This is a genomic window from Prochlorococcus sp. MIT 1323, from assembly GCF_047304905.1.
Classification (GTDB): domain Bacteria; phylum Cyanobacteriota; class Cyanobacteriia; order PCC-6307; family Cyanobiaceae; genus Prochlorococcus; species Prochlorococcus marinus_D.
This window is the reverse complement of the sequence record NZ_CP138973.1, coordinates 787,700-812,919: the sequence shown is the minus strand read 5'-3', so window position 1 is coordinate 812,919 and position 25,220 is coordinate 787,700. Positions and strand designations below refer to the sequence as shown.

Here is a 25,220-nt window from a genome sequence, read left to right as displayed (position 1 = left end):
TTAGATGCTCGCCTTATGAAAAGAAGGTTCAGCTTTCTTTTTTGACGAAGACTTGCGTGGCAAGCAGGAACAGTCCTCCAGCGATAAGCAGTGCTATCTCGGGACGGATTGAGGGGCCGACTGCTGAGGCAAAGAGCACTGCAGGCATAACCACGTCCATGACGTCCATTTCAAAATCGCTGCCACTTCTAGCACTGAACAACCCCCCTCGTCCATCAACGTCATCAAAGGCCATGACAACCAATGCACTCAAGCCAAGCCTGCTGAAACAGCTGCAAAGACACGCAGAGGGAGCTCCTAGAAGGCAAATCTAAAGAAAAGCTGAGTAAAGGTTGGGTAAGAATTGAGGTTCAGCAGTGCTTCTCAGGCTTACATGTATCACCAGATACAGGGAGCCCATCATGAGCACCCAAAATTCCAGAACACCAAAACCCGACAAAAGCCCTCCCCAACGCAAAACCACCTTCAAGTGGAACAGCAACGGAGAGTTGTCTGCGGTGGATATGGCACGAGTGCTCGAGCGATTGACCAACCCAGCGCTGACCCAATGCGATCTAGCCTGTGAACTTGATCAAAATACCTAAATCAACTTGAGATTGATTCAGGCTTCATGTACTGCCTGATCGCCTTGGAAGCTACTCGTGCCATTGAGCCAAGCCCAGCAGCTGTGGCACCATCAATAAGACAAATAGATCGCCATGACAATTCTCAAGACCTTCATGATCAGGCTGAAGGGAACAGCGACTCTAATAGCCTTGCTAGCACTTGTTTTGACAATATTCTCACCTACAGCAGTCTTCGCTTCTGATATTGTTGATGTAGAAGATCCTACGCCATTAGAGCTCAAAGTCGCACAAGGCTATGCAGGCAAATTTTGCAATGGAGTTGCCATGGGCCTTACGCAAGAAAGTGCTCTTAAAATTGCAATTGCTGAAAATCGCAAACCCTCATTCAATCCCTCGTTATGGACTGCTGTCATCTCCAATGACAAGCAACTAGAAAGTATAGACGAAAACAAAATTGCATCCCTTGTTACATCAATGGTTGTTGATAAATGTGGTGACCCTCTTGGGCTAAATCGCCAAACTGATGTGGATGAATTTACATCCTATTTTATATCTACGCGAGAAGACTCATTGAGTAATTGATGAGTTATGAACATCATTGAAATGTTCATAACAATGCAGGTGATCCTCCGGAAAACTCATCCTTAGATGAATGCATTCGGTCACCTGCTGCTGCAGGGTCGATGTATTTAAAGGAGTCCTCCAGAGTTTCGTTAGATCTACTGCTTGGCTGAGGGCCAAAGAGCTCAATGGTGTTGAGGTCCTCAATCGAAGCGCCCAGTATCAACAAAATGCAGGAAAGCTCCATAGGCTTTAGCAATCGCGATTTAGACATGGAAACCCCCTTTCGTAACGTCACTCCCAATACCCCTGGAGGTGCGGCATCACTTCTGATCGCTCTCTTGTTTTCCAGCTTTATCTTGATCACGCAGGCTTTGTTTGTCGTCCCAGCAGGTCAAGTTGCAGTTGTGACCACGTTGGGCAAAGTCAGTGGGGGGTCTCGTCTGCCAGGGCTAAACCTCAAAATTCCGTTCATCCAAGCAGTAGCTCCCTTTGATGTTCGCACGCAGGTGAGGCCTGAGAAATTCGCCTCCCTAACAAAGGATCTTCAAGTCATTGAGGCAACTGCCACGGTGAAATATGCAGTACGGCCGAATGAAGCCGGGCGTGTGTACAGCACAATCGCCAGCAATGACCGCGAAATCTATCCACGCATCATTCAACCCTCCCTGCTCAAGGCACTTAAATCAGTGTTCTCCCAATACGAACTAGTCACTATTGCCAGCAAGTGGAGCGACATCTCAGAGCTGGTGGAACGGGCTGTCGCTGATGAACTCGATAAGTTTGACTATGTAGAAGTTCGTGGTCTTGATCTCACTGGCCTTGTTATCGCTGAAGAGTACAGAGCCGCTATCGAACAAAAGCAGATTGCAGAGCAACAACTTCTCAGAGCGCAAACCGAAGTTAAAATTGCTGAGCAGGAAGCACAGCGATACGAAACCCTCAACCGCACCCTAGATGACCAGGTGCTTTTCAAACTGTTCCTCGACAAATGGGACGGCAGCACGAAGGTTGTGCCCGCTTTGCCAGGATCAAAAGGAGGCGGGACGCCTGTGATCGTAGGGGGACGTTGATCATTAATCAGATCAGCCAAATTCTCAACTGTGGTAAGAACCGAAGATAAAAAATCACCACCAGACAAAAAGCCAGTTAAAAGCCAATAAAAGCCCTGATTAAATATCCAAGTATTTAATCTCAGTGTTGGGGCGCATGCCAATACGCACTATTGCCGTTAAATTGATTTTGGCAATAGCACGGCAATCAAAAAGAAGAGTTATTATAGACTCATCAGAAAGGAGTTATCGTCACGGTGAATAATTAGGATTTGTCAGCAAATTATGCGGAAGAATATGAGTGGGTTCGCTGACACTTAAGACCTCGATAAGTAGAAGCAAGCCATATCGTAAATTTGTGCATAGAAGATCAGTCGTGAAGCCATGCTTCCTCTGGTATTTAGCTTTTAATAGCGAATTAAGACGATTGAGGCAATACTGAAAAGCACGATTGGGTCTATAAGAAACACATAAGTATTGAGGCTTCTATTGCCAAAAAGACATTTCTGTGTTGATAAATTTAAACGCTGAGATTTTTAAGCACTACTCATTGATCAACTGATCATTAATCTTGAGTGACAGGTCATCAACTCTGTGCTTGCCTTTAATGGCTAACCGTGAGGAATCGTTTTTCTGACGTTAAACGCCCTCCGGGACATGGAGTTGCCGAGATGGTTGCCGGACTGCGATGGCTTCTCTGGCCACTGAGCCGCTTTCTGCGTCAGAGCCTATCGATGCAGATCCTTGAAGGTTTGCTGGCAGGGGTCATTGCTGGGTTGATGCTTCCCGTAGCCCTGGTGAGCCTGCTTGCACCAATAGGGGAAGGCTTCCTTCGCCTGTTCCAGATGCCAGTTGTGCCGTTTTTGAGCATTTCGCTCGTGGCTGGAGTGGGACGCCTTGAACTTGCTCAAGCAAGTCGGCTACTCGGCCGAGCAGCGATGGTGCTGATGGGGTTCTGGGTGGTCGTGCTCGGGGCAGTGCTTTTGATTCCCCTTGGCTTTCCAGATTGGCGGGAAGCATCGTTCTTCCGGCCAAGCCTCTTAGAGGCTGCTAAGCCGATGAACCTCATCGAACTGTTTATTCCAGTCAATCCATTCGCTGCATTTGCAGACACACAAATTCCAGCAGTGGTGCTGTTTTCTATTGCGCTCGGCATCGCTCTGATTTCAGTTCCAAAAAGGCAGGGCTTGATCGAGGTGTTGGATCGGGTTCAATCAGCGCTGTTGAAGATCTCTGCATACATCGCAAGGTATACACCACTTGGAGTGTTTGCGATCCTCGCAAGCACGACGTCTCAAGTCTCACCATCAGAGATCCCTCGACTCGCCATCTACATTGTTTTGCAGGGCGGAGTTGCAGTTGTCCTTACATTTCTCTTCCTTCCCTACCTCGTTCAAGCAGTCATCCCTATCAAGGCCGGGGAACTGATCAAGTCTTTCCGTACACCGCTTTTGATTGCGTTCTCAACAGCAAATTTACTGGTGGTCCTTCCATTACTAATCAATCAAGGCAAACAGCTCTTGATTGAGGGGATGGCAAGACAACGTTCCCTTGGCTTAGAAGATCGTGAAAGCCGTAAAAAGTTAGCTCAGTCGATCGAATTACCGGTTGAGGTGCTGACTCCTCTTGCGCTGGTCTTCCCTGATATGGGCCGAGTGTTGTCGCTTGCTTTCGTCCCTTTTGCAGGTTGGCTTACAGGCAATCCGTTAACAGTCGAACAAATGCCCAGCTTCCTCATCACAGGTCTGGCAAGCACCTTCCTTGAAGGCGTGCTTGCGATGACATTCCTGCTGAGCAAGATGGGCCTACCTACAGACATGGTGAATCTCTACATCGCCCTTGATCAGTTGGCTGTAGCACGTCTTGGCACGCTGCTCGCATGCATGAGTGTGATCAGCCTTGTACTTGTTGGGACATGGATCAGCCTTGAGGGATTTCGATACAGATTATCGAAACTTTTACCAGTTGCTATCTCAATGCTAATCATACCAATATTCATCAGTGTGAGTCGGTTTATCCTCAATCAAATTCCGCAACCAAGCAATCCATACCGCAGTCAAATCGAGACTCAAGGCTTTGTTCTGGCCAAAGAGAAAGCAGAGCTAATCAAGCAACCCAAGCCACTCGAAGAAGCCGGGATCTGGCCGTCAATGCAGGCTAGAGGAGCAATCCGTTACTGCATCCATAAGCAGGATTATCCAATGGCTTATCGCAATGCAAAACAAGAGTTAGTTGGTGCTGATGTAGAAACTGGGCTCTTATTCGCAGAAGATATGGGCATGAAAGCCAGCTTTATTCAAATCGATCACTTGGGTAATCCAAATAAGGTTAGACCAAATGGACTAGAGGCACTGAAGAATGAATTATGTGACCTAAAGCTATCCAGTGATATCATTATACCTCAGGAGTCTGCTGAGGTGTTGTACACTTCAACCAATCAAAGCTATGGCATAGGATTGCTGTTAAAGGGGAGTCGATTCAGTAGTAAATATAGATGGAAAGAGATCAAGGCTATAAAAGGTTTTCGAGTTGGCCTCGAAGCTCATTCCCCATACAGTATCAATTGGGTGCAACGATTGCTTCCGCACGCTATCTTGAATACATCGAAAGGAACGGCCGAGCTACTCAAGGAACTCAAAAATGATAATCTTGATGCAGTCATCATTTCGGCCCAGAAGGGTGCTGCTTGGAATGTACTCGAACCAAGCCTCACGTTACTCGTGCCAAAACCTACAAAAAGCCTGCCGACCGCAAGACAAGTTCCTGAAGATGCGATTGAGCTTTCGAGGGTTTGGAATCATTGGCTAAAGCTGCAGGGGTTTGACGGAACTAAAAATAAAGTTTATCAACACTGGGTTGAAGGAATTGCAGATGAAGAAAAATAATGACAACAACAATATCAGCCGAGTAATAGACAAGACTTGATAGTTGCCTAATCTTTTAAGATCGATATCCTGGAAATATGTATGTCAAACATAGTACTAGAATACGCGAGAACTTTAACGAGTAATCAATGTTATACCCGTAAAAAAAATGACAAGAAAGAATCAAACTACTGATCAGATTCAGTCATTTTGACCAAAGCGTGTTCTGTTTAGAGGTCAATGACCCAATAGTTTTTGTGGCGAAGCAAAATCTAAATACAACCATCTGCGACAGCCTGCCTCTCTCTTTTGATCTAGTCAGGATTTCCAGCCTTGGTCAGGCCAGAAGAAAGGGGATGAAGTTTTTTCCTAGCGCGATGGGGTGACATCCTCAACCGTGAAGTCGGTGCACTGCTGGACAATTGATGGGCATGTGGACCCCACTCGGGGATAGGTGCAGGTTGTGCATTCCGATTGACATGCGTTGAACGGATTGGAGTTAACGATGAGAGGGAAGGCTTTAACCGTCGTTGGGAGCGCGATTCAGTCAAGGTGATCAACAATGCGATTGCGCTAATAAATACGGGGCGCAAAGTAAAAACTGAAAAGCGCCCTCCGAGCAATAGGGCAATGCCAACAACAATGGTCAGCTCGTAAGGGTGTGGAGAGGATCTCATTGATCGTCATCCAATTCGGTAGTACTCAAGCTTCTAACGCATTGATCTTCTTGTAGCAAGGATTGCCTCGATCTTCGAAAGTCCTGATTCAGCAGCTGAGCTACCTATCGGTAGAACAATGCAAAGGGCGAATGGGTAGATGCTCAATTGATCAAAGCCGACAAGACGTCTTGCTAACAAGCAAAAAAGTGCTCAGGGACAGCGCAGATATTGGACATCAATCAGCTGTGATCTTTTGGATTTATAGGCTGATCACCCTCCCGGCCAATTGCCTCTGCAAACCAAGCGTCATCTTTCTGAATCAAGCTGAGCGCTATCTCTAATTTTGCTGATCAAGATCTGATCGCGATTGGCTAAGTGAATCAGGTTGATCCTCACTTCAAGCTGCTCACAAGCTATTGGCAGGCTTGCCTTCAAGTCTGAAGGCCGAATCAACGCCCAACTCCCAGACTCACTCATCACTGGCGTAAGGCCCAAAATGAGTTGCACAGCTTGCACCGCAGTGAGCCCCTAGGTTGATGGCCTGTTCATCAGTCCAACCAGCAGCCAAACCTGCAGTTACCCCAGCGGCAAAGCTATCGCCACAGCCATAAGCATCCACGACTGGAGACTTCAGTGAAACAGCCTGATAGCGTCCGCCAGGCCATAGCTGACCGCCTAAAGCTCCTTCAGTTGCAATTCTCAGCCGGGGAGTTGGAAAGAGGGCTGTATCTGGAACGTGTTCGCCTGGATCAAGACCACTACCAATCAGCGCATCAAGCTGAATATTCGCCTGCTCAAGTGCCTCCAGACGCACGCGAGGAGTAGCTGCCATCACACCAGCATGACGACAATGATGCAGTGCAGGTGCATCTGCAGCGGTCACAAAAACACCGTCGTAACCAGCAAGGGCTTCCCAGCCCAGCGCATCTTTTGCTCTGGGTTGTAAACGCTCGCCAAACACTGTAATTGCCCGTTCCCCATGAGAATCAACAAGGCTGATCGCCCGACGAGTGGGTTGATCACGCCAAGCCACAGTCAGGCTTAAGCCAAGCTGTTGCAGTCTTTGAAAACTCTTTTCACCGTATGAATCTCGACCTAGAGCTGTAATGAATTGAACGGGTTGTTTAACGAGTCGAGCCAATTGCACCGCGACGACAGCTCCACCGCCAGCGGGCTCTTCAAAAGAATGATCTGCATGGCTGATTACCCCAGGCTGGGGTAATTGATCTGTAGACAGGAAGGTCACCCATTCAACGTGGCCCACAACGGCCAACTTCAGCTTGGGAAGATCTGGCAGATCCTGGGGTTCCAAGAGATTCATGGTGATTGATTCACTCAATAGAAAAAGGATGCATCAGAACGGCTTGGTCAGGCCGATGAGGCTGTTGGCTATCGATTTGACTACTAACAAGCCTGGGCCGCTCGCTTAGGCCATGATCGTTGCAGGGCATGCAAAAAGCCTTGGCTGATTCGTGGCCTTAGAAAAAAGGAGGACTGGCAAATGGCGTGCCTCTTTGCTATCCCTGGGTAACTGCCAAAGCACAATGGCAACACTGTTACAGGCAACTGGGGTGGAGCTAGAGCCATGCCTTTGCGAGCATTGCTGTCAGATTCGAAGTCAACAAAAGGAAGCCCAGAGAGTCTGGCAACTTCCGAAATTCCAAAGCGGTTGCTGGCAACGTCTTGATCTGCATCATTCCAGCAAGGCCGCATAATCTAAGAATGGCAAGCAGATGATCGACAGAACCAAAACCCAGTTCTTCATGCGAGCTGGGTTGGCCTTTCTCCTGGTCCTCACAGCATGATGATTTGCACTGTTCACTGATGTAGAGAGTTTGCATTCAAATTCTCAAAAGAGGGCTAAAAAGCCGTACGCAAATGATCGTTATCGACAAGAGTTTCCTTCATTGAATCAGTAAGCAACCCAGTCTGCTCGAAGGGCCTTGTAGAAGAGACGATAGGGATAAGGTCTGGCCGTTACGTGATCAGCTTGATTAAAAACGGCTTGAGACCATTCAAGACCTGTGCTGCTCGCGATTGAGTTCGAGCAAGACCTGATCCTCAATAGCGTTCCGAAGCCATGAGGCAATAGAACGACGCTCATTTCTTGCCAAACGTTCCACCTCTGCCGCAAGCGAAAGCGGAAGGTTGACAGCCAGTCGCCTGGTGATGGTGAGATTGACAGGCATTGCCCTGAAGCTGGATCAGCCAACACACAATAGCCATAAGGGATCCAAAGTGAAGCATAGGGATATCTCTACACACAAGGGGTTGCACTTTGCAGCGCAAAGGTTCGATGATTCGGATGCCGACAAATTCCGGCATTAAAACAACTCCATCGCAATCAGTAAATGAACAACACAATCAAGAGAACTTCAGCAACGCGTGGGCTGACAAACATCCACACGATCAAGTTGGCAGTGCTCGATGCAATCGAATATGCAGAGCAGCGAGGTGATTTAAACCTAGCTCTCGCCTACGCCGCTTTCCTCAAGAAAGATCTCGACCCATTCATCAAAGAGAGGCTAGGACTATGAAACTCACAAATGTTGTAGCAAAACATGGATTCGTTCCATCTGCTCTTGCCCAAATCAACAATGCCAAGCTCTATGAGCGCAACAACTCAGACGGAGTTACAGAACTACTTTGCGTTCAGAAGATAGGCAAGGGCATGAGAGTTGACTGCATGCCATTGCTGATAGCGTCTGGTTTAATCATCCCTATCGGGGAGGCAGTTAAACAGATCCTACCGATCTCAGAGCTCGAGGGATTTCTAGACATAACACTTAAGCCGGCTGGGTTCCATTAAGCTGGTTTTTATTTAATAGCAAAGCTCTAATTGTAAAGTATACAAGAACTAAGTGGTAAGCGGTTAAGAGTGGATAAGAGGCAAATCTAGGAACAAGTAGGTGTTAGCAAATAGAGAGGGGGGGGGTAAATGGTCTTTGATTCAATCATCTATCAATAGAAAAAGAAAAGTCAGGCATCTAATCAGCTAAATTGTTTTCTTGATCAAACCACGGCCGATCATCAAAATCTTCAGAAGGATGCAGACAAGCCTCTTGCATATTTTGATCTACTTGTTGATTAACTATCTGATCATCAGTTGTTTTTGTTTCAAGTTTAGGGAGCTGTTTCCAGCCACTGTTCCACATAGAGGAGTCTTTCATTTCCTGCCAAGACACACGTAATCGTGCTTGGCCATCAAGCACAGAAACGAGATTCACCCATCGATCTGACCCCTTGCCACCGTAGTTGATGGCAACAAAATGGCGAAAACCAAGCCGAGAAGTTGTACTTGTCCAAGCTTTGTTGGGTGGCCAGTTCATAGGTAGACTAAGGCTATGCAAGAATCGGAAAATACATTTTTACCAAGGATTCGGAGTCGATGGAAAATATCTATAGTTTTAGTAACGAAACAAAGACAGGAGACTCTGTTTTTTTAACCATGACAATCCTAGAGCTATCTTGAATAAAACCATGGGATTGTTGTGGGATTATGATCTACCCAGCTGGGTAGTCTCGCGGCAATCACGCTCTTTTAAACCATGGCTAGCTGCGAGGGTTCTGCAGAGAACGGAAGCCTAGGGAATCAATGGTTTGCGTTAAGTGGTGTCAAACATGACGACTATCAATTGATTAGAGACCCTAAGCGTCTAAATTTAGACATGGCCAAACTCAAGACCGACAAATCAGCACCTTGGCCCTTGTTGCTGATCAGCTTCTTCATCTCGTTATTTATTGGTAGCCAATTAGGGCTGGTTGGCCAGATGCTCTTATCTGATATCAGTGAGCAAATGAATTCTAATGGAACCAAAGATCAACAGTATAGAACTGAGAAAGAAGAGCCACAGACTCAACAATCGAGCTGTATCCAGCCCGCAGATGGTGGCCCAGCATTGAATGAAAACTTCGAGCCATGCACAAATTAGAGTTTGATTTCTGCTTTTTGAAAGAACATTCTAAAGATGGCTAACACAGCAAGGCAGCGAATCAACAAACTAGGTAGTTAGAACGAACAGAATACAGATTCGTGACTAAACTTGGCAAGGAGAAATTAAATAACAAGAAAGATTATCGGATTGGAATTTCTCGCTAGTAGAAATTAGTCTCCGGTTTTAATGATAATCTCAACACGGCGATTGCGTTGGCGCCCTATTGGATCATCGGCTCCTTCTTCGGTTGTGTTAGAGACCACCGGCTTCAATTCCCCAAAGCCCTTGGTGACGAATTGAACATTGCTTAGGCCACCATCAGAGACAAACCAATCTCGAACTGAAATTGCACGCTTCTCAGAAAGCGTTTGATTGTATTCATTCGAACCCTTCGAGTCAGTATGACCCTCGATGCGAACGTCCCCCCGGGAAGATTCACGAATGCGGTTTGCGACACTCTGAAGTGATTTGATCGCAGAAGGTTTTAGATTGGATTTGTCAAAGTCGAACAGAATATCCGCCGCAAGTTCAATCAGGATCTCTTTTTCTTTTTCAACAACAATATTCAAATCATTTATAGGATACTCAATAGCATGTATGTCAAAAACTAAGTCATGAGCTTTAAGCAAAAGACTATATACTTCATGCTTATTAGCATAAGTAATGCTATCAAGCTTGCTAGTTGCTAATATAGGGAAGGTTTGATTGTAATAATTCCCCCAAGCCTGTATAGGGTTAATACCTATTATGAGTGCCAGAGCACCAGAAAATGCAGTAACACGAATTAACCTTTTATTTCCGATTGATAAAGACATCGATTATCCCTCTATCCGAACATCCTCTATTGGTGCTGTCCCAGGGATGTAGACTGATACATTCTCAACTTCCACTGGTGGCGCAGGGAATTTAGCCCATACCTTATAAGTGTTACCAGGACTCAACTTTGTTGGATGCCTGACTTTAGTTGTCATGGGATTACCATCAGCTTTAACGACAAGATGTTTCTTCTGATTAGCATTATCTACAATATAGACATTTGCAAGCCAACTACTACCAGATGCTGTATAACAATATGTATTGCATAGTGTTATCTCATCATCGGTTCTATTGATATATCGCCACTTAACATTTAATGTGTTATCGCTTGCACGCTTGACGCTAAGAAGGGCTACGTCGAGTCCATTTTCATGCTCTTCTAAAGCCAAAACTTTCTCATTTCTTGGAATCGGTTCTCTGGCAATCTTTTTCTTTTCTTCTTTTGCCTGTTGTTGATCCTCCTCTATCTCCACTCTCTCCTGAATGCTCTGATCGCTAGCCGATTTCTGAGGCTCATTGCTCCCTAAGCATCCACTACAAAGGATCATGGCAAGGGATAAAATAGTTAAGGCAAGCGGGGCTGATTTTCGGTTGCTCATGAGGTTAGATTTTGATTTGACATTTGAAAAATGGAATTAATTTAGAATTTTATTAGTATTCTTGACTTCCTTATAACTGGCCCATGAAAAATAGCAAGGTAATGTTAAGAAAATGAACCTTTCGTTATCCATTCATTTCTCAGCAATCAAAAGATGGAGCAATTTTTGCGAAGACTTGCTTCATTTAAAATGTTTAGAAAACAATGACTGGGCTTCCTGATGATGTCCGTGCTTCGTTAGATATTTCACGCGTTTTAAAATCTGTGCTTGTTTTTGCTGTTTTGCACTAACGGTGTTCATCGGTCTGAAATAAGTGAGAAAGCATAAAGCTCTCAATGTTTATAGTTTCTCCCAATAATGCCTGATCAGTCGTGATCAGAGACAAGATATGCTGTGATTCTGCTCACACAAATATTCGTAGACACAAAGGCTTTGAACCCTAATCGCAAGAGATTCACTTTGATTAGGGAAAACCAGGCAATGGTAATAACTTCTAAAGTGGTTGCAATTGAAACACTTTGCATCAAGTGTTGAGTTTAGTCAATGTTGTATGGCTGCTCAATCTAAAAACTTTTACGAGCATGTTATAGCCATTGAACTGTTATTAGGTTTGTCTTCCCAGTAAAATAAATTAATGAGTGAACTCGTCATTCACGAAATCATTTTGATATCTCCGTTGCCTCGCTATCTGGCCTGTCAAAGACAAACTTAAGAATTAGGATTGCAAGTCCTAGTATGAAGGTGATCACATTGAACAGGATTACTGGCATAGAATGTATGCCCCAGCCATATATTTCCCATAGGATGATGCCGGCTATGAAAAGAATGAACATCACGTAAGAGATATCTTTTGCTGATTTAGAACGCCAAACCTTGACTAATTGTGGAACAAAAGCAATTGTGGTTAGTGTTCCAGCTATTAATCCCAAAACATCCATAGAAGAGAGAGAGTCCATCAGGGCCTCCTGAGCCATAAGGATAATTTTTGGCCAAGCCTTACAGACTCTATTGCAGTGGCCTCACGTGATCGCTACATCAAGACAACAAATGAGGACAGCATTCGGATAGCCGTTGCCTTGCCTGCCACGGGGAGTGAATGTCTTGCGTTGCTTCAAAGCCCTGGTTGTTTCCTTGTTCTGATATGAGTTGATCTGCTCTGCTCCGCTCTAAGCAGCAATGCTTCTAGAACCAACCTGCTCAGACTCAGGGTTGATGATCCACAAGTGATGAGAACGGCTCCGCTGTTTGCCTGATTTCATGAACACTATCGGCTGAGACAAACAAAGCCCTTCCAGGTCATGCAATTTGGCAGTCAAACCAGAAATAGAAAGCATTTGCCTGGCGATCTTCTTAGGGCTGGCTAGGCAAGGTCTTGCTTCTCTCGGCAGTGCTTGACCATCGTCTAACTCCAACCTATTGCTGAACAGAGCTTTAACCCATTTCACTGGGCTCCAAAAACTCAACCAGGCCAAGCTCGGTCGACTGCAAGGGTAGACAGTTTTTCCAATGATCTTCACGAACACACTGATGCTTGTGGGAGCTCTGTTTCATCTGGCCTCTAGCGCAAAACAGCATTGGGTATGCCTGGTCAAGATCATTGTCAGGTCAGATGGCTGAGCTAGTTCAAGGCTTAAGGAAGAATTCGCTGGCGTCTTCCATTTCAATCAAGACATTCAAGCAACATCTCCCTTCAAAAATTGCACCAAGGGTTTTTTCTTGGTTGATTGTTTGCTGTAATTGGATGTTCTCAATTGATCTGATGACAACTGTTCGAGACCGAATCAATGCTCACCTCCCTATCGTTCTGGAGGTTCTGCGTACTGGATCCTTGGTTGTAATTGCCCTAAGCACGATCTGCGCTAGTCAGTCCCTTAAGCAAATGGCTGGTGGTCACGATGCGCCTTCTGAAGTCAGTGCGACCCATAAGGGGCATAACTTAAGCCAAAACTGAGTAGCTCTTTGTCGACAGCGATAGAGTAAATATAAAAGTAATGCTCATTACCTCAACCTTCCATCTGAAGGTTGCTTTTGCCCTGGCTATGGCCGATGCTAAACGTCATGAAAGGACAATGAGCATCTATTAGCAGGGCAGTATGGGCATTGAATGAAAATCCGATTATTTAGACTCTCTGGATGTCTTCAAGCGACAAGAGACACGTTGCTTTATTAAGGCTTCTCAACATCTGATGCGCTCATTTATGAAATCAAGAGTCTAGACATTGCTAGCTACCTAGTGATTAGACGAGGCTCAGAGTCTTAAATAAAGACATAATTCCTGCCATCAGCCTTTCGCCAGGTATCATTAATAACTTGAAGAATAACTTCTTCAACTTATCTGCTCCTCTAACGCCTAACCTGTTGCTTTGATCCTAGTAATCTTTAAGACACCAAAGTCAACTCTGAGATCTTTGATAGCCACGCCCTCTTAAGTAATGGTTAATGCCATGGCGAGCCTGAGTTGGTTGACAAAATGAAAGGATTCTATTTAATAGAGCTCAAGTTTTTTTTAGCTCGTTACTGCAAGCCAAATTCCAAAAACTGCCATAAAAGATGCAGCTATTCCTCCAATTCTTAGTCTATCGCCTTCATAACGGCAAAGAAGCAAAGCCATTACAGGTGAGCTGCTCAGTAATGTCACCCCAATCCCTAAGGGAAGCTTTTGCAGAGCTAGCTGTTGTAAAATAATCCCAAAGTTGGTTCCCAACAATGTTGCAAACAGAATCCTGGGCCAACGGATTTGCGACGGGCGTGGATAAGGAATTGGTCGAATGCATTTGCGTAGCCAAGGAATAATGAGCAATAATCCACCTAGCAAGCGAATCGCGGCACTTTGCAAAGGTGTGATCTGTCCTAAAAGCATTACCTGTCGTGAAAGTGCGGCACCACTAACGCCGCAAATAACACCAGAGAGAGCAAAGAGTAGGCCCAATCGTTGAGACGAGAACTGTCGATTGAAACCCAGTCCCTTTTCCGGCGGTTGCTGAAAGGCTGCAATTACGACTGATGTAGTAACAAGGATTGCTCCAAACCATGATTTCAAATTAATTATTTCAGCCAAAAATGTCATTCCGTAAAAGCTCGCCAAAAGTGGTCCTAGAGCTTCAATCGTCAATGTTCTTCGTGTTCCAAGTCGTCGCAGAGCAGCGAAGTAGAAGCTATCTCCCAATGCAATACCTAATGCGCCACTAGCCATCAACAACATCAAGCCATTGGTCTGCTCAGACCATGGCAAGAATAGAAGTACTGGGCATAGAATTAAGCTGGCAATAACGATCTTAAGACCATTTAATTGCCAGGCAGTTAAAGACGTATCTATTGAGCGCCAAAGACTACTACTTAATGTCCAAGCAAGAGATCCAGACAGCGCTGCTAAAACACCAACAACCATTGAATGATTTAATCAGAATAGAGAAGAAAAAAACAACTTTTCTGGAGACTAGAGATTCTTATTTGGACTAGGTGATGGCAACCCCCAAGTTGGAATTGGTGGTGGTTCTGCCCCAGCTGCCAAGGATTGTCGCCAGCCTTCTAGCCAGGCTTCCATTTCTTTTGGAGTCAGCACTCGCTCCAAGCGGCGAATCACTTCTTGTGGAGGACATTGCATCATTATGTTCCTGAATCGTGCTGGTAAAACATCCAATGTGTCTCTGCTCGACCAGTCTCCATCATTAGTTGTTGAAGTTTTAGCCCAGCTAGATATAGCTCTAGCAGCATCAGGTGATCATGATCATTGCTGATCGGTTGAGTTTTGAAGTCTTGGCCATCGAAAAAACTGCATAGGTGATCCCCGCCGACTCTTGCTGAAACGGCTGCGCCTTCCAAAGCCATTGGGATTGTCGCCGCCATTGTCAGGGCATCAAGGGTCAAATCAGGACGATCGGCTGAGTGACGCAAACGCCACAAACGATCTCAGAGAGATTCTCTACAAAGAGACCAACCTATTGCGGGTAAGGGTTTTACTGATAAGCACTCCAGAGACTAGGATTCTTTCGTGGCGGGGCGTGGCGCAGCTTGGTAGCGCGGGTGCTTTGGGAGCACTAGGTCGCAGGTTCGAATCCTGTCGCCCCGACTTGAATCTCAGCGAATGCCCTAAGGCCTTGGGGGTAAGGCTGGGGGTAAAACAAAGGGATGTTGGGCTGGTTTACCCCCGACATTGAGGCTCTTCGCCGCGAGTAATTACCTACAGCTTCCTGAGAAGCCCTTGCTCGTGTGAGCATTCCAAAGCATTCAAAAAACCGGTGGTTGCAACCCCTCGCAGTCGATGTACCTTGCCGTATCCAATGAACGGCCAGCTGTAAAGCCCTCCGTTCCATCAAAAGCCCGCCAGGGCGGTCGAGCGCGCAGGACTGGCATCCTGAAAAGCGAATCGAGTTGGAGACATCGCCACCACCACCTATTTGAGGTATGGCCATGACTCGTCCATTTCTGGCTCAATCAGCGCATTTCCTATGATTTAAGGCATGCCCAGAGGCAGATCAAGTCCGATATTGCACTTGAAGTGATACATGCTTCGTCCGTATTTCGGGTTATACGCGATAGCCATACTTCCTTGGCCTCCCCGGGATTTAACTCCTCCCACTACAAGACTCAACTCATTCTCACTCAACTCAGATGAGTGCTGTATGTCCTCAACACTGAAGTCAAAGCCATGTTTTGCACCTAAGGCAACCAAGGATTCTGCATTGATCTCGTCACTAATGAGTACCTGTAGTGATCGACTCTCTGCAACCTCAACCATAAACCGTTCAAGATTTTCTTTGCTCATAATTTCTTCCTTTCGTCAGGATATATTAAATTCTAAGCTCTGATGTGAATGATCGCACAAACTCCAAACCACCAATTCCCATCGACACCATCGCGCTCATACATACAGCTCCCCATTCCCCAAACTCCTCGCCATCCAATACGCCAACAGAATGAAGCTCAACGCCTCGCTCACAATACTTCTCCAACACCAGCATCTCTTCCCGTAATTCGGCAATAGAACCCATACGTCTACAAGGTCTGGTCAGTCAACTTAACCTGGTCTTACTAACCACCTCCCTAAATGCCTTTCACTAACGGCACCTGGATTACCTACTTCACCCAAAATGGTGTCCCCTCCAAAACCATCATGGTTATCCATGGCGGTAATCCATCTTCCTCAATCACCGTTCCCTGCTAAACCAACAGCTCGTAAGCCGAACTGCTAGAGGCTCAATAAAGAACACTTCGGCAGACGATCGGTTTACCAAGGTGTTCCGGATCACGCTGCTATAGGCCTTGGTACTCCGACGCCGGGCAAGAAAAGAGGGTTTCTCCAGGTCAACAACGACTGCCATGGGCTTGGGATGTACGCCTCAACCAAATCCCTGAGGATTGGCATCAAGTTGCGGTAAGATTTAGAAAAACAAATGGAATCAGAGATAGCAATGAGAACCTCAGTCTGTGGTGATTAAGGTAGGGATATAAGTAGTTTTAGGGCAAAAGAAGTTGAAGGTAAATTTGTGATGAATACGAAAAACTATTGCTGGTTTTTGCCTGCTAAAGAAGACATCACGGCAACCTTATCCATGTCAATGGTGGCAGGTATCGATGGTTGTTTAAAGCCAATAGTGAGGTGGTTGAAGAGTCAGCAAGCCCCCGCTAATGCAGGGGCTTTTGGCGGGTATCCTCCATCATCTTTATCCCTTGCCATCTGCCATCCATAATCCTTCGCCGCTTAATACTGCCCTGAGCACCCCATCGCCGAATATCCCGTCGTACCAGGCACACAATCCTCCCAATCGTGCACCCTCACATCTCGATTGGCTGGTGTTGTAGATAACGCTTGAATTGCGGGCATCACTGCTGGTTGTTTCTTGCTTGGTGATCCATAGCCATTAGAGCCAAAGCGATATTTAATATCTGCCGTAAAGCGTGTATCAAAAGCCTCGTCATATGAGAGGTTTGCACCAAGAGTTAAACCATTGCTGATGTTGTAGGCGAGTCTTCCTTTAACACCAGAACCATCAGCATCATCGAGATCACCTTGCTGATAGTAATAACCAACAGAGGCATTGAGATCTGGTGTGATGCTGTAGCCAACATCTAAGCCGTAGGTATCAAGAGCACCACCGTCGTAATGGCTGTTCAGTTTGTGTTCGACATCACCGATTGGAACCAGTGCATAGGCATTGAAGTTCCAGGTGTCTGAAACCGCTTCTAAGCCTGCTGCAACCTGCGAGAAGAAAACATCACGCTTATCTGTGACATTGACGCTGGTATCAGCATCACCTGTATTCATCGGCCGACTGTCATAGCCAGCATTCACTCCATACATCCAAGAGCGATCACCATTGAGCCAGCGATAGCCAAGCCTTGTTGATGTGCTGATGGTGGTACCAGCGACATCGGTATTAACGATGCTGCTTTCACCATCGCGATCAGCGAAGTTGGCATTGGCTAAAGCATCAATAAACCAAACGCTGTTCTCACCAACGGCAATGGGAAGAAAGGCACCAATACCGGCTTGATTGGGTGTGCCTGCTCCTTGCAATGCACCTTGAAAACCCCAGTTGAACTGCACAGCGTCTTTGAGGTTGATCTCCATCACCCCCAGATCTGCTGCACTGCCATCCTCTTGAGCTGCGACTGGTTGGATGGGAGCACTCGCTAAGGCAAGAGCAGCAGCACCAGCAAGCGATAAGGAGAGACAAACAGAACGCAGCACTGGGATTGAACACTTAAAAGGTCACTCATTATCTGGGAGGTTTCTAGTTGCTGCCATCAGCCCACATCATCTGCAGCACTCAATCTGAACCGGCACATACCGTTGAGTCTCAAATCCTTGGACAAGACCTACATCAACCTTGGACACAGAACCACATCAAGTCTCAGCTAATGAGATCCTGAGATCGCCTAATTAACAGGCCTAACTGGCACACCTAAACCTGCGTATTTGCATACCCATCAGTGACGCAGCTCATACATCTACAGCCTGTGATTGATTCCAATCTTCTGCACTGAGTCTGCCTTGACTTTCACCTTGTTGGATGAAGTCCTTAACGACATTCGCCTGAACTGCATTCACCTGTGCATAAAGATCTGCTGTTGCATCTGGGGTGAAGCGGGCATAGCTACTTAGATGCACCTCAATGGTGTGCCCCATTGATTGAGCAATGTTCGCTATCGGTAGTCCTGCTGCATGTGATGCTTTGGCGTAGCGATGACGAAAGGCATAGGCCGTCAAAACTTCACCTTGATGCTTGGCTTCTTCTCTTAACAGTTGCCATACCTTGCGACGTTTTAGGTAAGTGGTTAATGACTCTGCACCATGCCCATTCTTTCCTAACGGTGGTAACGTCTCGCCTGCTGCGAATCTTTCTTCAAGGTTCCACTTTGACTTGTTGCCATCAATATCTGTGACCTGTAATGCATTTACTCGACGGGGTTCAGTCTTCTCGCCTTTGCGGCCTCCTTTGCTCTTGCGGTAGATGGTCCAAAGTTCATTTCCATTAGCTCCACCCTTGATCCTTAGGTATCGAAGTTCCTCTGGTCGTAAGCCGTAAACAGCGCAAAGCTGAATCGCAAAGCGCCAGCGTTCATCTGGCGTTCCCTCCAATAACTCCAGAATCTGTGGATCGCTTAACGCATAGCCAACCCGTTTTACCTTGCGAGGTTCAGACAAACTTTTGGGAGGTGAATAACAAGCTTTGAGATGCCCCCTTTCCACTGCCCATTCAAGAAAGGCATAAAGCTTCTGTCGCATGATCTGACGCTGCCTGGTGCCTTGCTCCCATTGCCTCAAGACTTTTATGCATAAGGCAGTCCCATCAGAGGGTCGTTTCTTTGCTGTTGTGAATAGCTCAACTACACGGCTCAGAACAGGTAGATATTTTTTACGCCATGTCTCATCACCAGCAGCGGGTCGTTCGTCTCTGAACTCTGTAATCAATTCGCCCCAATCAATCTCTTGCTTACTACTTGCGGTATCAGCAGACTGAGCGGCTTTAGTCTTGGCAGCCTGGTGAACCACCAACAATTGCCTACCGCTAGCGATTTTCTGAGCCGGGGGCCGCCTCGATTAATGCACTTAGGAAGAACCTATAAGGGGGGAGGGCTCCAAAGGTGTTCACTCAACGGTGAACTTTAAAAACAGGGGTTTTGCCGCCTCCGTTGGTAGGCACAGTTAAGCCATCTTGACCGGTCAGCACAATTTTTTTTAGACATGATGTAATCTCAGGTTTGGAATTTCTTCTCATATACGCGTGAAAATATTATTAATGATATTTATTGCTATGGCAACCTTTAATTGGCATCCTGCACGCTCTCACCGTGGTGGGCTTGATCCCAGTGGCTGCCACAACAACAGCAAAACTGGAGATCATCACTGCCATCGAAGTGAAGCCAGAGCGTCACAAAAAAGTAGTGGTCTTATAAACGGACCAGTAACGCTAGTTTCCGTTGGTGACGGAGACACCTTACGAGTAAAAGACAAATCAGGTGCAAAGGTCACCATCCGCCTTGCGTGTATTGATGCGCCTGAGACCAGTCAAGGATCAAGTGGTAAGTGGTCAACCAAGACTTTGAAGGGAATGATCCACAAAAAATTCATCTCAATCAAGCCACAGGTCAAAGACCGTTATGGGCGCACTGTGGCTGAGATCTTTGTTGGGTCCACCAATATCAACCTTCAGATGGTTCGAAAGGGTGCGGTCTTTGCTTACAAGCAATATCTAAAGGAATGTGATCGTGACGCCTACCTAAACGCTGAATCCATGGCTAAGAGAGAAAAGCAAGGTGTCTGGGGTCCATATCAAACCCAGCTGCCTTGGGAATACCGACGCTCTAGACGCACTAAATGATCCGCATCCTCCCTGTTCTGGCATTGACTCTGCTTGGGACTCTGCCTGTGTCAGCAAAGGTTCTTGCTGAAGGTCCTGTCTCAGGTGGTCACTACTGGCAGAAGGTTGAAACCAAGAGTGGATCCATCAGGTATTACTGCAGGTCTACTGGTTCAGGAAAGTTTCAGAAGCATGCACGCTGTAAAGAAGTTGGGGCTCAAAGACCTGACTAGGGGAAGTCTTGCGCGCATGCAAAATTGATTAGTCCTTGACAATAAATTTTCTTTTTTTATTGACAATATTTTTTTGCAGCCATTCCTGAGAATAAGTTTTACCTTCTTTTAAACCCCCTTCATCAAAAAAAACTAATGCATAATTGGGATCTTCGTCTTCTATTAGCAGACACTCCGAATGAGACCACTCTTGTTCTAAACCTCTATCGCCATAGTCAATATTATAGTTAATGTTTACTGAGTCTCTCCATGCTTTGCATTCATCAAATGCTATTTGCTGACGAGTTGAAAGATCATTACTTGTGAATGGTGAAAAGGCTATCAAACAAATAGGAGCACCTGCTATTCCAATCAAAGACCAAACCAAGAAACGATTTGGCTTGTTATCCCCTTCACCCTTGAGCTTTTTATTTAGAATAAAGAGAACTAATGGAGAAATGAACCAACCAATAGGCAAGCCAAGAGTTCCACCTAAAATTGCCAGAGCGTATCCAGCTCTTCGTTCAGAAAGTGGTTTTTGAGGTAATTTGTTTGACACGCTACAATAGTCGTTCGATTTTAATAACAGTCTAACAGAATCCTGACTAGTGGTTCTATGAAGTGCTTGAGCACATCAGGGATTCTGAAAAAGCGGGTTTTTATTGCAGCGGGGAATGCTTTAAGCAGTTGCCTCGTACCAATGACCATCGACATCAACATCAGTAAAAGGACCTTGATCAACCCCGAAGACTGAACATCAAAAAGCCCCGCCATTCTGCGGGGCTTTTGTTTATTTGATTTCTCCTCCTGGGGCGGTGGCGACTTTTTGTTTTCATCCTTCACCGCTATCCATAGATTCACTCAACCTCTGTAAAAACGCAGTGACCTGGCTCAATGCCAACAGTGAGTTTGTTCACAAGCATCAATAACAGATGCATTTTCTCTGCAAGCAGCACAAACAACTGACATGAAGAAGGGCACCCGCGTTGGATGCCCTCAAGTCCAGGACAGGTTTTCAGGGTTTCTACGTCCTCGGACTCCTGATCTAGATCTAAGCAAGCAGTAATAAGGTGTCAGTAGGGATAAGTACTACATGTTGACTGTCTCAACATGCTTGATTTATAGCCCGTGCAAAGAATACTGCTGTTATCTATGAATCATTTATTGATGGCTCTAGTGAAGGCTCATCAATAGAGAACCTCAGGTGTAAATCGATCGATAAGCCTCAATAATTTTAACAAGATGTCTGGCCTTTTTGCCATAGAGATCGGGCAAGCATACCCCTATATTTTCAGGCCCGATATAAAGTTCCACAATCTTGTGTGTGTTGTATTGAGTTCTGATGTTTATAATGCCAATCGAATTAATATCTCTCCAGCGGTAGTGGACATTTTGGCGAAACATGTGGCGCCAGCGAATGCCTTCAGCTCCAATCTCTAGCCAGGAACTTCCGGGCCACATATGAATCACAGATACGAGTGCACCAGTGCTGCAACATAGAATTGTCGTTATTGTCCAGAATATTTCAATTGTCTCATTTGTGAGGCAGGTCCAAATACCAAAACCACAGCCCAGAAAGAGCGCGCTCCAAGTCACTTTGTTGGGATAGAGGACTTGGGTCCCATCATTGGCTAAATCTATGGTCATGCACAACTGTACTAATAAGCCTTTCCTAGTCCAAGCGAAGCGAACTGACAAGGGGGAAGTAGTGCATTATGCAATGTTCACTCGCCCATTAATCTATTCCATGTAAAAGTCAATATCTTTTCTTAGGTTGTTCATCATTGTCCATAGATCCTTTCTGCTTGTATTGACAACTTGCCGTGAAGCCTGAGGCTAAATAGGGTTGTAAGCAATACAAAACCTACAATTGGAAAAGCAAGGCGGTCGTGAGGTGTGGCTGATCCATCCCCCGACAAAACATTCTCAAGACCCCGCTAATTACGGGGTTTTTATTTGACTGCATTCACCTGCGCATAGAGGTCTGCTGTTGCATCTGGTGTAAAGCGGGCATAGCTACTTAAGTGCACCTCAATCGTGTGACCCATGGCTTGGGCAATGTTCGCTATCGGTAGCCCTGCTGCATGTGACGCTTTGGCGTAGCGATGTCGAAAGGTATAGGGCTTTAATACCTCACCAGCATGATCAGCGTCTTGTCGTAGTTGCTGCCATATCGCCTTGCGCTTGAGATAAGTGCCAAGTGCATCACCAGCGTTGCCTTGTTGTCCTAATGGCGGCAGTTGTTCGCCAATCTGTAGACGGCCTTGCAGGTTCCAGTCGCTAGGAGTGCCATCTGAGTCTTTGACTAGCAGCGCATTGAGTCGACGAGGTTCAGTTCGTTCGCCTTTTTTTCCGCCTTTACTCTTGCGGTAGATAGTCCATAACTCAGGCCCTATCGGACCATCCTTAATCCGTAGGTATCGCAGCTCTTCTGGCCTAAGCCCATAGACAGCGCATAGTTGAAGCGCAAAGCGCCATCGATCATGTGAGTCTCCTTCTGGTAGAGCTTCTAACAACTGCAGAATCTGCGCATCTGACAAGGCGTAGCCATCACGCTTGGGCCTGCGTGTCTCTGCAGCATCCGCCGGTGGCAGATAGAGCGATTTGAGCTGTCCTCGCTGTACTGCCCAGGTAAGAAACGCATAGAGGTTTTGTCGCATGATCTGACGCTGCCTAGAGCCGTGTTCCCATTGCTTCAATGCAACATCGCAAAGCGTTTCGCCATCGATTGGTGGCTTGCCTACAAATGCAGCGTCAATGTTTCTAAGGATTGGAATGTATTTTGCTTTCCAGGTGTCATCTGATGCTGTATGGCGGAATTTTCTGAATTCTGCAAATAGCTGCTTGAAGTCAATCTTTTGTTGACTACTAGCGGTGTTGGTGTTTCGTGCTGCTTCTGCAAGGGTGAACAGTCCAGTAGAAAAGCGCTTAAAGATCTGCTGAATACGGGGCAGAGCATGAGCAGCACCATCTTCTGACCAATCAAAAGGAAGGGTGACTGAGCCAACACCTTTAACTTCCAAACGCATTCGTTTCCCCGATGGTCTCACCTGCCATTGATCACCACAACTGTTGGCAACAAGCTTGCGAAAGGGCTTAACCCATGAATCTGTGTGGACTAGGCGAGGCAAATAAGGCTGACCGAGTGCTGTCTCAATTTTGCGCTAAGTTTGCGCTAGGCGTCAATACCTCCTGGAATCTGTCAGCATCTCTCAGCACAGAATCCACTACTAAAAAAGGGATAGTGACTAAGAAAGCCGCATGAACACAAGAATAGACCGAGTGATTTGGGAGCACTAGGTCGCAGGTTCGAATCCTGTCGCCCCGACTTGAATCTCAGCGAATAGCAAAAGCAGTTGCGCCCTGTGTGCGCCCTGACAGCTTTTGGTTTAGGCGGGCCATACCCAGCTGCCATGCCATTGCAAGGCTCAATTTTGAGCGCGACAACCCCTCGTAGTTTGTAAATGGGGCCATCGAGCAGTTGCTTGCACAAGCCGCTCAAAGCCACCGCCAACGCAGCCAAAAGGGCCTCATGACACCGACCAATTCCTAAATACGCAGCAAGCAGCAGAGCTGCTGCGCGTTTCAGGTAGCTGGTTGCGTCAGCGCAAGGCCAAAAAGATTTTCAAACCCGGTACCCACTACATCTATTCCACTGGAAACATCCACGGCACCTTGCTGTGGGATGTGATGGCCTTGCAGGAGTGGCAACGCAATCAGACATGTCAACTGGAAGCCACATCAGAGATCAATGCCTCGCGAATCGAGACCTACTGCTCTGGCAAGGATTGAGCCAATTCGTTCTTAACCACTTCCGATCTCAAGACTCCATGAGCAAAACTTCCTCCTCGAAGTCTTTCCCACTAGCTGAGTGGTTCATAAAGGCCTTTACGCCTGGCTGGGGCTATGTGATTTAGGTGAATGGAGTCAAGGCATTTCGTTCAGGTCATCCTTCAGCAAAGATGCTTTCTCATCACCTGGGATTGTCCAGGGAAGAACCTTCTTACCTTGCAATTCGCCCTTCTAGGACTACCCAATGGATTGCATTTGACATTGATCAGGCACGTTCTCCATACCACCCTGATCGTGGAGATGACGCAATCAACATCCTGTTGGAGAGATGTGCACTGATGGGCTTGAGAGATCCCCTTGTATTTCGCTCAAGTCACAGTGGAGGTATTCACCTCTGGTATCCATTAGCCAAACCGGTTAAAGCCTTTGATGTAGCTCTCACTGTGAAACTATGCCTCGAGGCAGGCGCAATAGATGCAAGCGAGCTGGGCGAGAGCATCGACTTCACTACTGATCAACAACTGAAAATATCTTCAGGCCTGTTGGAGGTCTTCCCTAACGTCAAGCAAGTAGATAGTGACTACATCTCAATCCGGTTACCGTTCACAGGTCAAGGTAACGGTCTTTTGCTAGACGGATTCGGCTTAGTAGAGGAACCGTCTCTATTGCCTGATAGATGGAACGTCGCAGCAAAAAACAATGTTCTGGTTCAATCCATAAGGCTTAGAAAAAGAGAGTTAGGTTCCGGTCCCTACAACCTTGTTGATGAAGATAATGAAGTCACCTGTATCAACTGGTCTACGCGGATAAAGGTGAGCAGCCCCTTGAGAGCATTGCTAAGCAAAGTGGTGAGCCAACAAGCTTGCAAGATGCCCATGACCTACTTGCTCGTGGATGGACTGGCAGCAACCAGACACAACACCTTTGCCTATCAGCGCTAATGGTTGCGAGTCAATTATCGAACGACTCAGATGAAGTAGCCAATCATGTGAAGGAGATACTGATTCACGCAAAAGGCTTCGCTGATCATTGCGATCACATCAGGGAAATCGAATCAGGACAGTTGCCTGGTAGATCTGCGTGCCAAAAAGCAGCAAGATTCACTCCTAGCTATGAAGGCAGCTGGAAGGAGGCCGCTAACGACGCCAAGGCAAAAGATGCTACTGAGCGGGCGCTTGGAAGTATCGCAGCAGCCAGCATCGACGGAGTCGTTTTTACGTCAAGCAACAAAGCAATCATCTACTTGAGAGAACACTACGGAGCTCCATCAAGAGCTTGGTGGTTCAAAAGCCAGAACAATTTTCCCCTTGAGTCTTTGAGGGGATTTTTAGCTCCATAATCAAAGTGGTTCTGACGCTCA

Annotated in this window: 31 protein-coding genes and 1 tRNA gene; 13 read left to right on the top strand and 19 right to left on the bottom strand. The window is 46.4% G+C overall.

Features of this window, described 5'->3' with window-relative positions; all coding sequences use genetic code 11:
• Positions 1-28 precede the first annotated feature (28 nt).
• On the bottom strand, positions 29-253 hold the full coding sequence (locus SIB68_RS03865) for a hypothetical protein (protein WP_063400653.1): 225 nt from the start codon (positions 251-253) through the stop codon (positions 29-31).
• A gap of 148 nt (positions 254-401) precedes the next feature.
• Between SIB68_RS03865 and SIB68_RS03860 the strand changes: the two genes are divergently transcribed.
• The 4 genes from SIB68_RS03860 to SIB68_RS03845 all read left to right on the top strand — a co-directional run bounded on the left by SIB68_RS03860 (position 402) and on the right by SIB68_RS03845 (position 5,064).
• Entirely contained in the window at positions 402-584 is a 183-nt protein-coding gene (locus tag SIB68_RS03860; RefSeq protein WP_063400652.1) for a hypothetical protein, read from the top strand.
• Positions 585-698: 114 nt separating this feature from the next.
• Positions 699-1,148, top strand: a complete 450-nt coding sequence (locus SIB68_RS03855) for a hypothetical protein (RefSeq protein WP_063400651.1) — start codon at positions 699-701, stop codon at positions 1,146-1,148.
• 251 nt (positions 1,149-1,399) lie between these two features.
• The gene (locus SIB68_RS03850) at positions 1,400-2,200 is read left to right on the top strand and encodes a prohibitin family protein (protein WP_063398253.1); all 801 of its coding nucleotides are present in this window, start codon (positions 1,400-1,402) and stop codon (positions 2,198-2,200) included.
• A 596-nt stretch (positions 2,201-2,796) separates the two neighbouring features.
• Entirely contained in the window at positions 2,797-5,064 is a 2,268-nt protein-coding gene (locus tag SIB68_RS03845) for a cation:dicarboxylate symporter family transporter (RefSeq protein ID WP_236069031.1), read from the top strand.
• Between the two features lie 1,107 nt (positions 5,065-6,171).
• Here the strand turns inward: SIB68_RS03845 and SIB68_RS03840 are convergent.
• Both SIB68_RS03840 and SIB68_RS03835 read right to left on the bottom strand, forming a co-directional pair.
• The gene (locus SIB68_RS03840) at positions 6,172-7,023 is read right to left on the bottom strand and encodes a carbohydrate kinase family protein (RefSeq protein WP_063400649.1); all 852 of its coding nucleotides are present in this window, start codon (positions 7,021-7,023) and stop codon (positions 6,172-6,174) included.
• Between the two features lie 694 nt (positions 7,024-7,717).
• Entirely contained in the window at positions 7,718-7,891 is a 174-nt protein-coding gene (locus SIB68_RS03835) for a hypothetical protein (RefSeq protein ID WP_011825888.1), read from the bottom strand.
• Positions 7,892-8,053: 162 nt separating this feature from the next.
• On the opposite strand from SIB68_RS03835, the gene SIB68_RS03830 reads away from it, so the two are divergent.
• On the top strand, positions 8,054-8,239 hold the full coding sequence (locus SIB68_RS03830) for a hypothetical protein (protein ID WP_063400647.1): 186 nt from the start codon (positions 8,054-8,056) through the stop codon (positions 8,237-8,239).
• Positions 8,240-8,689: 450 nt separating this feature from the next.
• Here SIB68_RS03830 and SIB68_RS03825 read toward each other — a convergent pair whose 3' ends face one another.
• Positions 8,690-9,031, bottom strand: a complete 342-nt coding sequence (locus SIB68_RS03825) for a TIGR02450 family Trp-rich protein (protein WP_063400645.1) — start codon at positions 9,029-9,031, stop codon at positions 8,690-8,692.
• Between the two features lie 219 nt (positions 9,032-9,250).
• Between SIB68_RS03825 and SIB68_RS03820 the strand changes: the two genes are divergently transcribed.
• On the top strand, positions 9,251-9,634 hold the full coding sequence (locus tag SIB68_RS03820) for a hypothetical protein (protein ID WP_236069029.1): 384 nt from the start codon (positions 9,251-9,253) through the stop codon (positions 9,632-9,634).
• Positions 9,635-9,807: 173 nt separating this feature from the next.
• Here the strand turns inward: SIB68_RS03820 and SIB68_RS03815 are convergent, their stop codons facing one another.
• The 3 genes from SIB68_RS03815 to SIB68_RS03805 form a co-directional block, all read right to left on the bottom strand.
• Entirely contained in the window at positions 9,808-10,452 is a 645-nt protein-coding gene (locus SIB68_RS03815; RefSeq protein ID WP_081215530.1) for an OmpA family protein, read from the bottom strand.
• Positions 10,453-10,455: 3 nt separating this feature from the next.
• Complete coding sequence (locus SIB68_RS03810; RefSeq protein ID WP_063400643.1) at positions 10,456-11,052, bottom strand: hypothetical protein; 597 nt, start codon at positions 11,050-11,052, stop codon at positions 10,456-10,458.
• Positions 11,053-11,711: 659 nt separating this feature from the next.
• Positions 11,712-12,026, bottom strand: coding sequence for a SemiSWEET family sugar transporter (locus tag SIB68_RS03805; protein ID WP_081215529.1), 315 nt, complete (start codon positions 12,024-12,026; stop codon positions 11,712-11,714).
• Positions 12,027-12,811: 785 nt separating this feature from the next.
• On the opposite strand from SIB68_RS03805, the gene SIB68_RS03800 reads away from it, so the two are divergent.
• Positions 12,812-13,003: a hypothetical protein gene (locus tag SIB68_RS03800; protein ID WP_063400732.1), complete on the top strand. Its 192-nt coding sequence runs from the start codon at positions 12,812-12,814 to the stop codon at positions 13,001-13,003.
• A 555-nt stretch (positions 13,004-13,558) separates the two neighbouring features.
• On the opposite strand, the gene SIB68_RS03795 is transcribed toward SIB68_RS03800, so the two are convergent.
• Genes SIB68_RS03795 through SIB68_RS03785 form a run of 3 tightly spaced genes read right to left on the bottom strand, consistent with a single transcriptional unit; the run spans position 13,559 to position 14,955 of the window.
• Positions 13,559-14,440 carry a DMT family transporter gene (locus SIB68_RS03795; protein WP_063400641.1) on the bottom strand — a complete coding sequence of 294 codons (882 nt, stop codon included), beginning with the start codon at positions 14,438-14,440 and terminating at the stop codon, positions 13,559-13,561.
• A gap of 48 nt (positions 14,441-14,488) precedes the next feature.
• Positions 14,489-14,659 carry a hypothetical protein gene (locus tag SIB68_RS03790; RefSeq protein ID WP_155724970.1) on the bottom strand — a complete coding sequence of 57 codons (171 nt, stop codon included), beginning with the start codon at positions 14,657-14,659 and terminating at the stop codon, positions 14,489-14,491.
• On the bottom strand, positions 14,659-14,955 hold the full coding sequence (locus SIB68_RS03785) for a hypothetical protein (protein WP_063400640.1): 297 nt from the start codon (positions 14,953-14,955) through the stop codon (positions 14,659-14,661). Before SIB68_RS03785 ends, SIB68_RS03790 begins: the two co-directional genes overlap by 1 nt.
• A gap of 92 nt (positions 14,956-15,047) precedes the next feature.
• Here SIB68_RS03785 and SIB68_RS03780 point away from each other — a divergent pair.
• Positions 15,048-15,121 (top strand) — tRNA-Pro (locus SIB68_RS03780).
• 158 nt (positions 15,122-15,279) lie between these two features.
• Here the strand turns inward: SIB68_RS03780 and SIB68_RS03775 are convergent.
• The 6 genes from SIB68_RS03775 to SIB68_RS03750 all read right to left on the bottom strand — a co-directional run bounded on the left by SIB68_RS03775 (position 15,280) and on the right by SIB68_RS03750 (position 19,048).
• Positions 15,280-15,486 (bottom strand): hypothetical protein, encoded by a 207-nt coding sequence (locus tag SIB68_RS03775; protein WP_413681930.1) that lies wholly within the window; start codon positions 15,484-15,486, stop codon positions 15,280-15,282.
• 19 nt (positions 15,487-15,505) lie between these two features.
• Positions 15,506-15,817, bottom strand: a complete 312-nt coding sequence (locus SIB68_RS03770) for a Nif11-like leader peptide family RiPP precursor (RefSeq protein WP_063400639.1) — start codon at positions 15,815-15,817, stop codon at positions 15,506-15,508.
• Positions 15,818-15,842: 25 nt separating this feature from the next.
• Positions 15,843-16,043 (bottom strand): hypothetical protein, encoded by a 201-nt coding sequence (locus SIB68_RS03765; protein ID WP_063400638.1) that lies wholly within the window; start codon positions 16,041-16,043, stop codon positions 15,843-15,845.
• 156 nt (positions 16,044-16,199) lie between these two features.
• The gene (locus tag SIB68_RS03760; RefSeq protein ID WP_155724968.1) at positions 16,200-16,373 is read right to left on the bottom strand and encodes a hypothetical protein; all 174 of its coding nucleotides are present in this window, start codon (positions 16,371-16,373) and stop codon (positions 16,200-16,202) included.
• A gap of 380 nt (positions 16,374-16,753) precedes the next feature.
• Positions 16,754-17,743: a hypothetical protein gene (locus tag SIB68_RS03755; protein WP_063400637.1), complete on the bottom strand. Its 990-nt coding sequence runs from the start codon at positions 17,741-17,743 to the stop codon at positions 16,754-16,756.
• 252 nt (positions 17,744-17,995) lie between these two features.
• Complete coding sequence (locus SIB68_RS03750; RefSeq protein WP_236069025.1) at positions 17,996-19,048, bottom strand: tyrosine-type recombinase/integrase; 1,053 nt, start codon at positions 19,046-19,048, stop codon at positions 17,996-17,998.
• 262 nt (positions 19,049-19,310) lie between these two features.
• On the opposite strand from SIB68_RS03750, the gene SIB68_RS03745 reads away from it, so the two are divergent.
• Both SIB68_RS03745 and SIB68_RS03740 read left to right on the top strand, forming a co-directional pair.
• Positions 19,311-19,877, top strand: coding sequence for a thermonuclease family protein (locus SIB68_RS03745; protein ID WP_236069023.1), 567 nt, complete (start codon positions 19,311-19,313; stop codon positions 19,875-19,877).
• Positions 19,874-20,089, top strand: a complete 216-nt coding sequence (locus tag SIB68_RS03740; protein ID WP_063400635.1) for a hypothetical protein — start codon at positions 19,874-19,876, stop codon at positions 20,087-20,089. Before SIB68_RS03745 ends, SIB68_RS03740 begins: the two co-directional genes overlap by 4 nt.
• Positions 20,090-20,117: 28 nt before the next feature.
• Here SIB68_RS03740 and SIB68_RS03735 read toward each other — a convergent pair whose 3' ends face one another.
• From SIB68_RS03735 to SIB68_RS03725, 3 genes are all read right to left on the bottom strand, one after another.
• The gene (locus tag SIB68_RS03735) at positions 20,118-20,627 is read right to left on the bottom strand and encodes a hypothetical protein (RefSeq protein WP_155724966.1); all 510 of its coding nucleotides are present in this window, start codon (positions 20,625-20,627) and stop codon (positions 20,118-20,120) included.
• Between the two features lie 641 nt (positions 20,628-21,268).
• Entirely contained in the window at positions 21,269-21,766 is a 498-nt protein-coding gene (locus SIB68_RS03730) for a hypothetical protein (RefSeq protein ID WP_155724965.1), read from the bottom strand.
• Positions 21,767-22,020: 254 nt separating this feature from the next.
• Positions 22,021-23,199, bottom strand: a complete 1,179-nt coding sequence (locus SIB68_RS03725; RefSeq protein WP_063400631.1) for a tyrosine-type recombinase/integrase — start codon at positions 23,197-23,199, stop codon at positions 22,021-22,023.
• A gap of 466 nt (positions 23,200-23,665) precedes the next feature.
• On the opposite strand from SIB68_RS03725, the gene SIB68_RS03720 reads away from it, so the two are divergent.
• The 3 genes from SIB68_RS03720 (at position 23,666) to SIB68_RS03710 (ending at position 25,199) form a co-directional block, all read left to right on the top strand.
• On the top strand, positions 23,666-23,860 hold the full coding sequence (locus tag SIB68_RS03720) for a hypothetical protein (RefSeq protein WP_063400630.1): 195 nt from the start codon (positions 23,666-23,668) through the stop codon (positions 23,858-23,860).
• A 170-nt stretch (positions 23,861-24,030) separates the two neighbouring features.
• Positions 24,031-24,801, top strand: coding sequence for a hypothetical protein (locus SIB68_RS03715; protein WP_063400629.1), 771 nt, complete (start codon positions 24,031-24,033; stop codon positions 24,799-24,801).
• On the top strand, positions 24,801-25,199 hold the full coding sequence (locus tag SIB68_RS03710) for a hypothetical protein (protein WP_063400628.1): 399 nt from the start codon (positions 24,801-24,803) through the stop codon (positions 25,197-25,199). The genes SIB68_RS03715 and SIB68_RS03710 overlap by 1 nt, the downstream gene beginning before the upstream one ends.
• Positions 25,200-25,220: the final 21 nt, after the last annotated feature.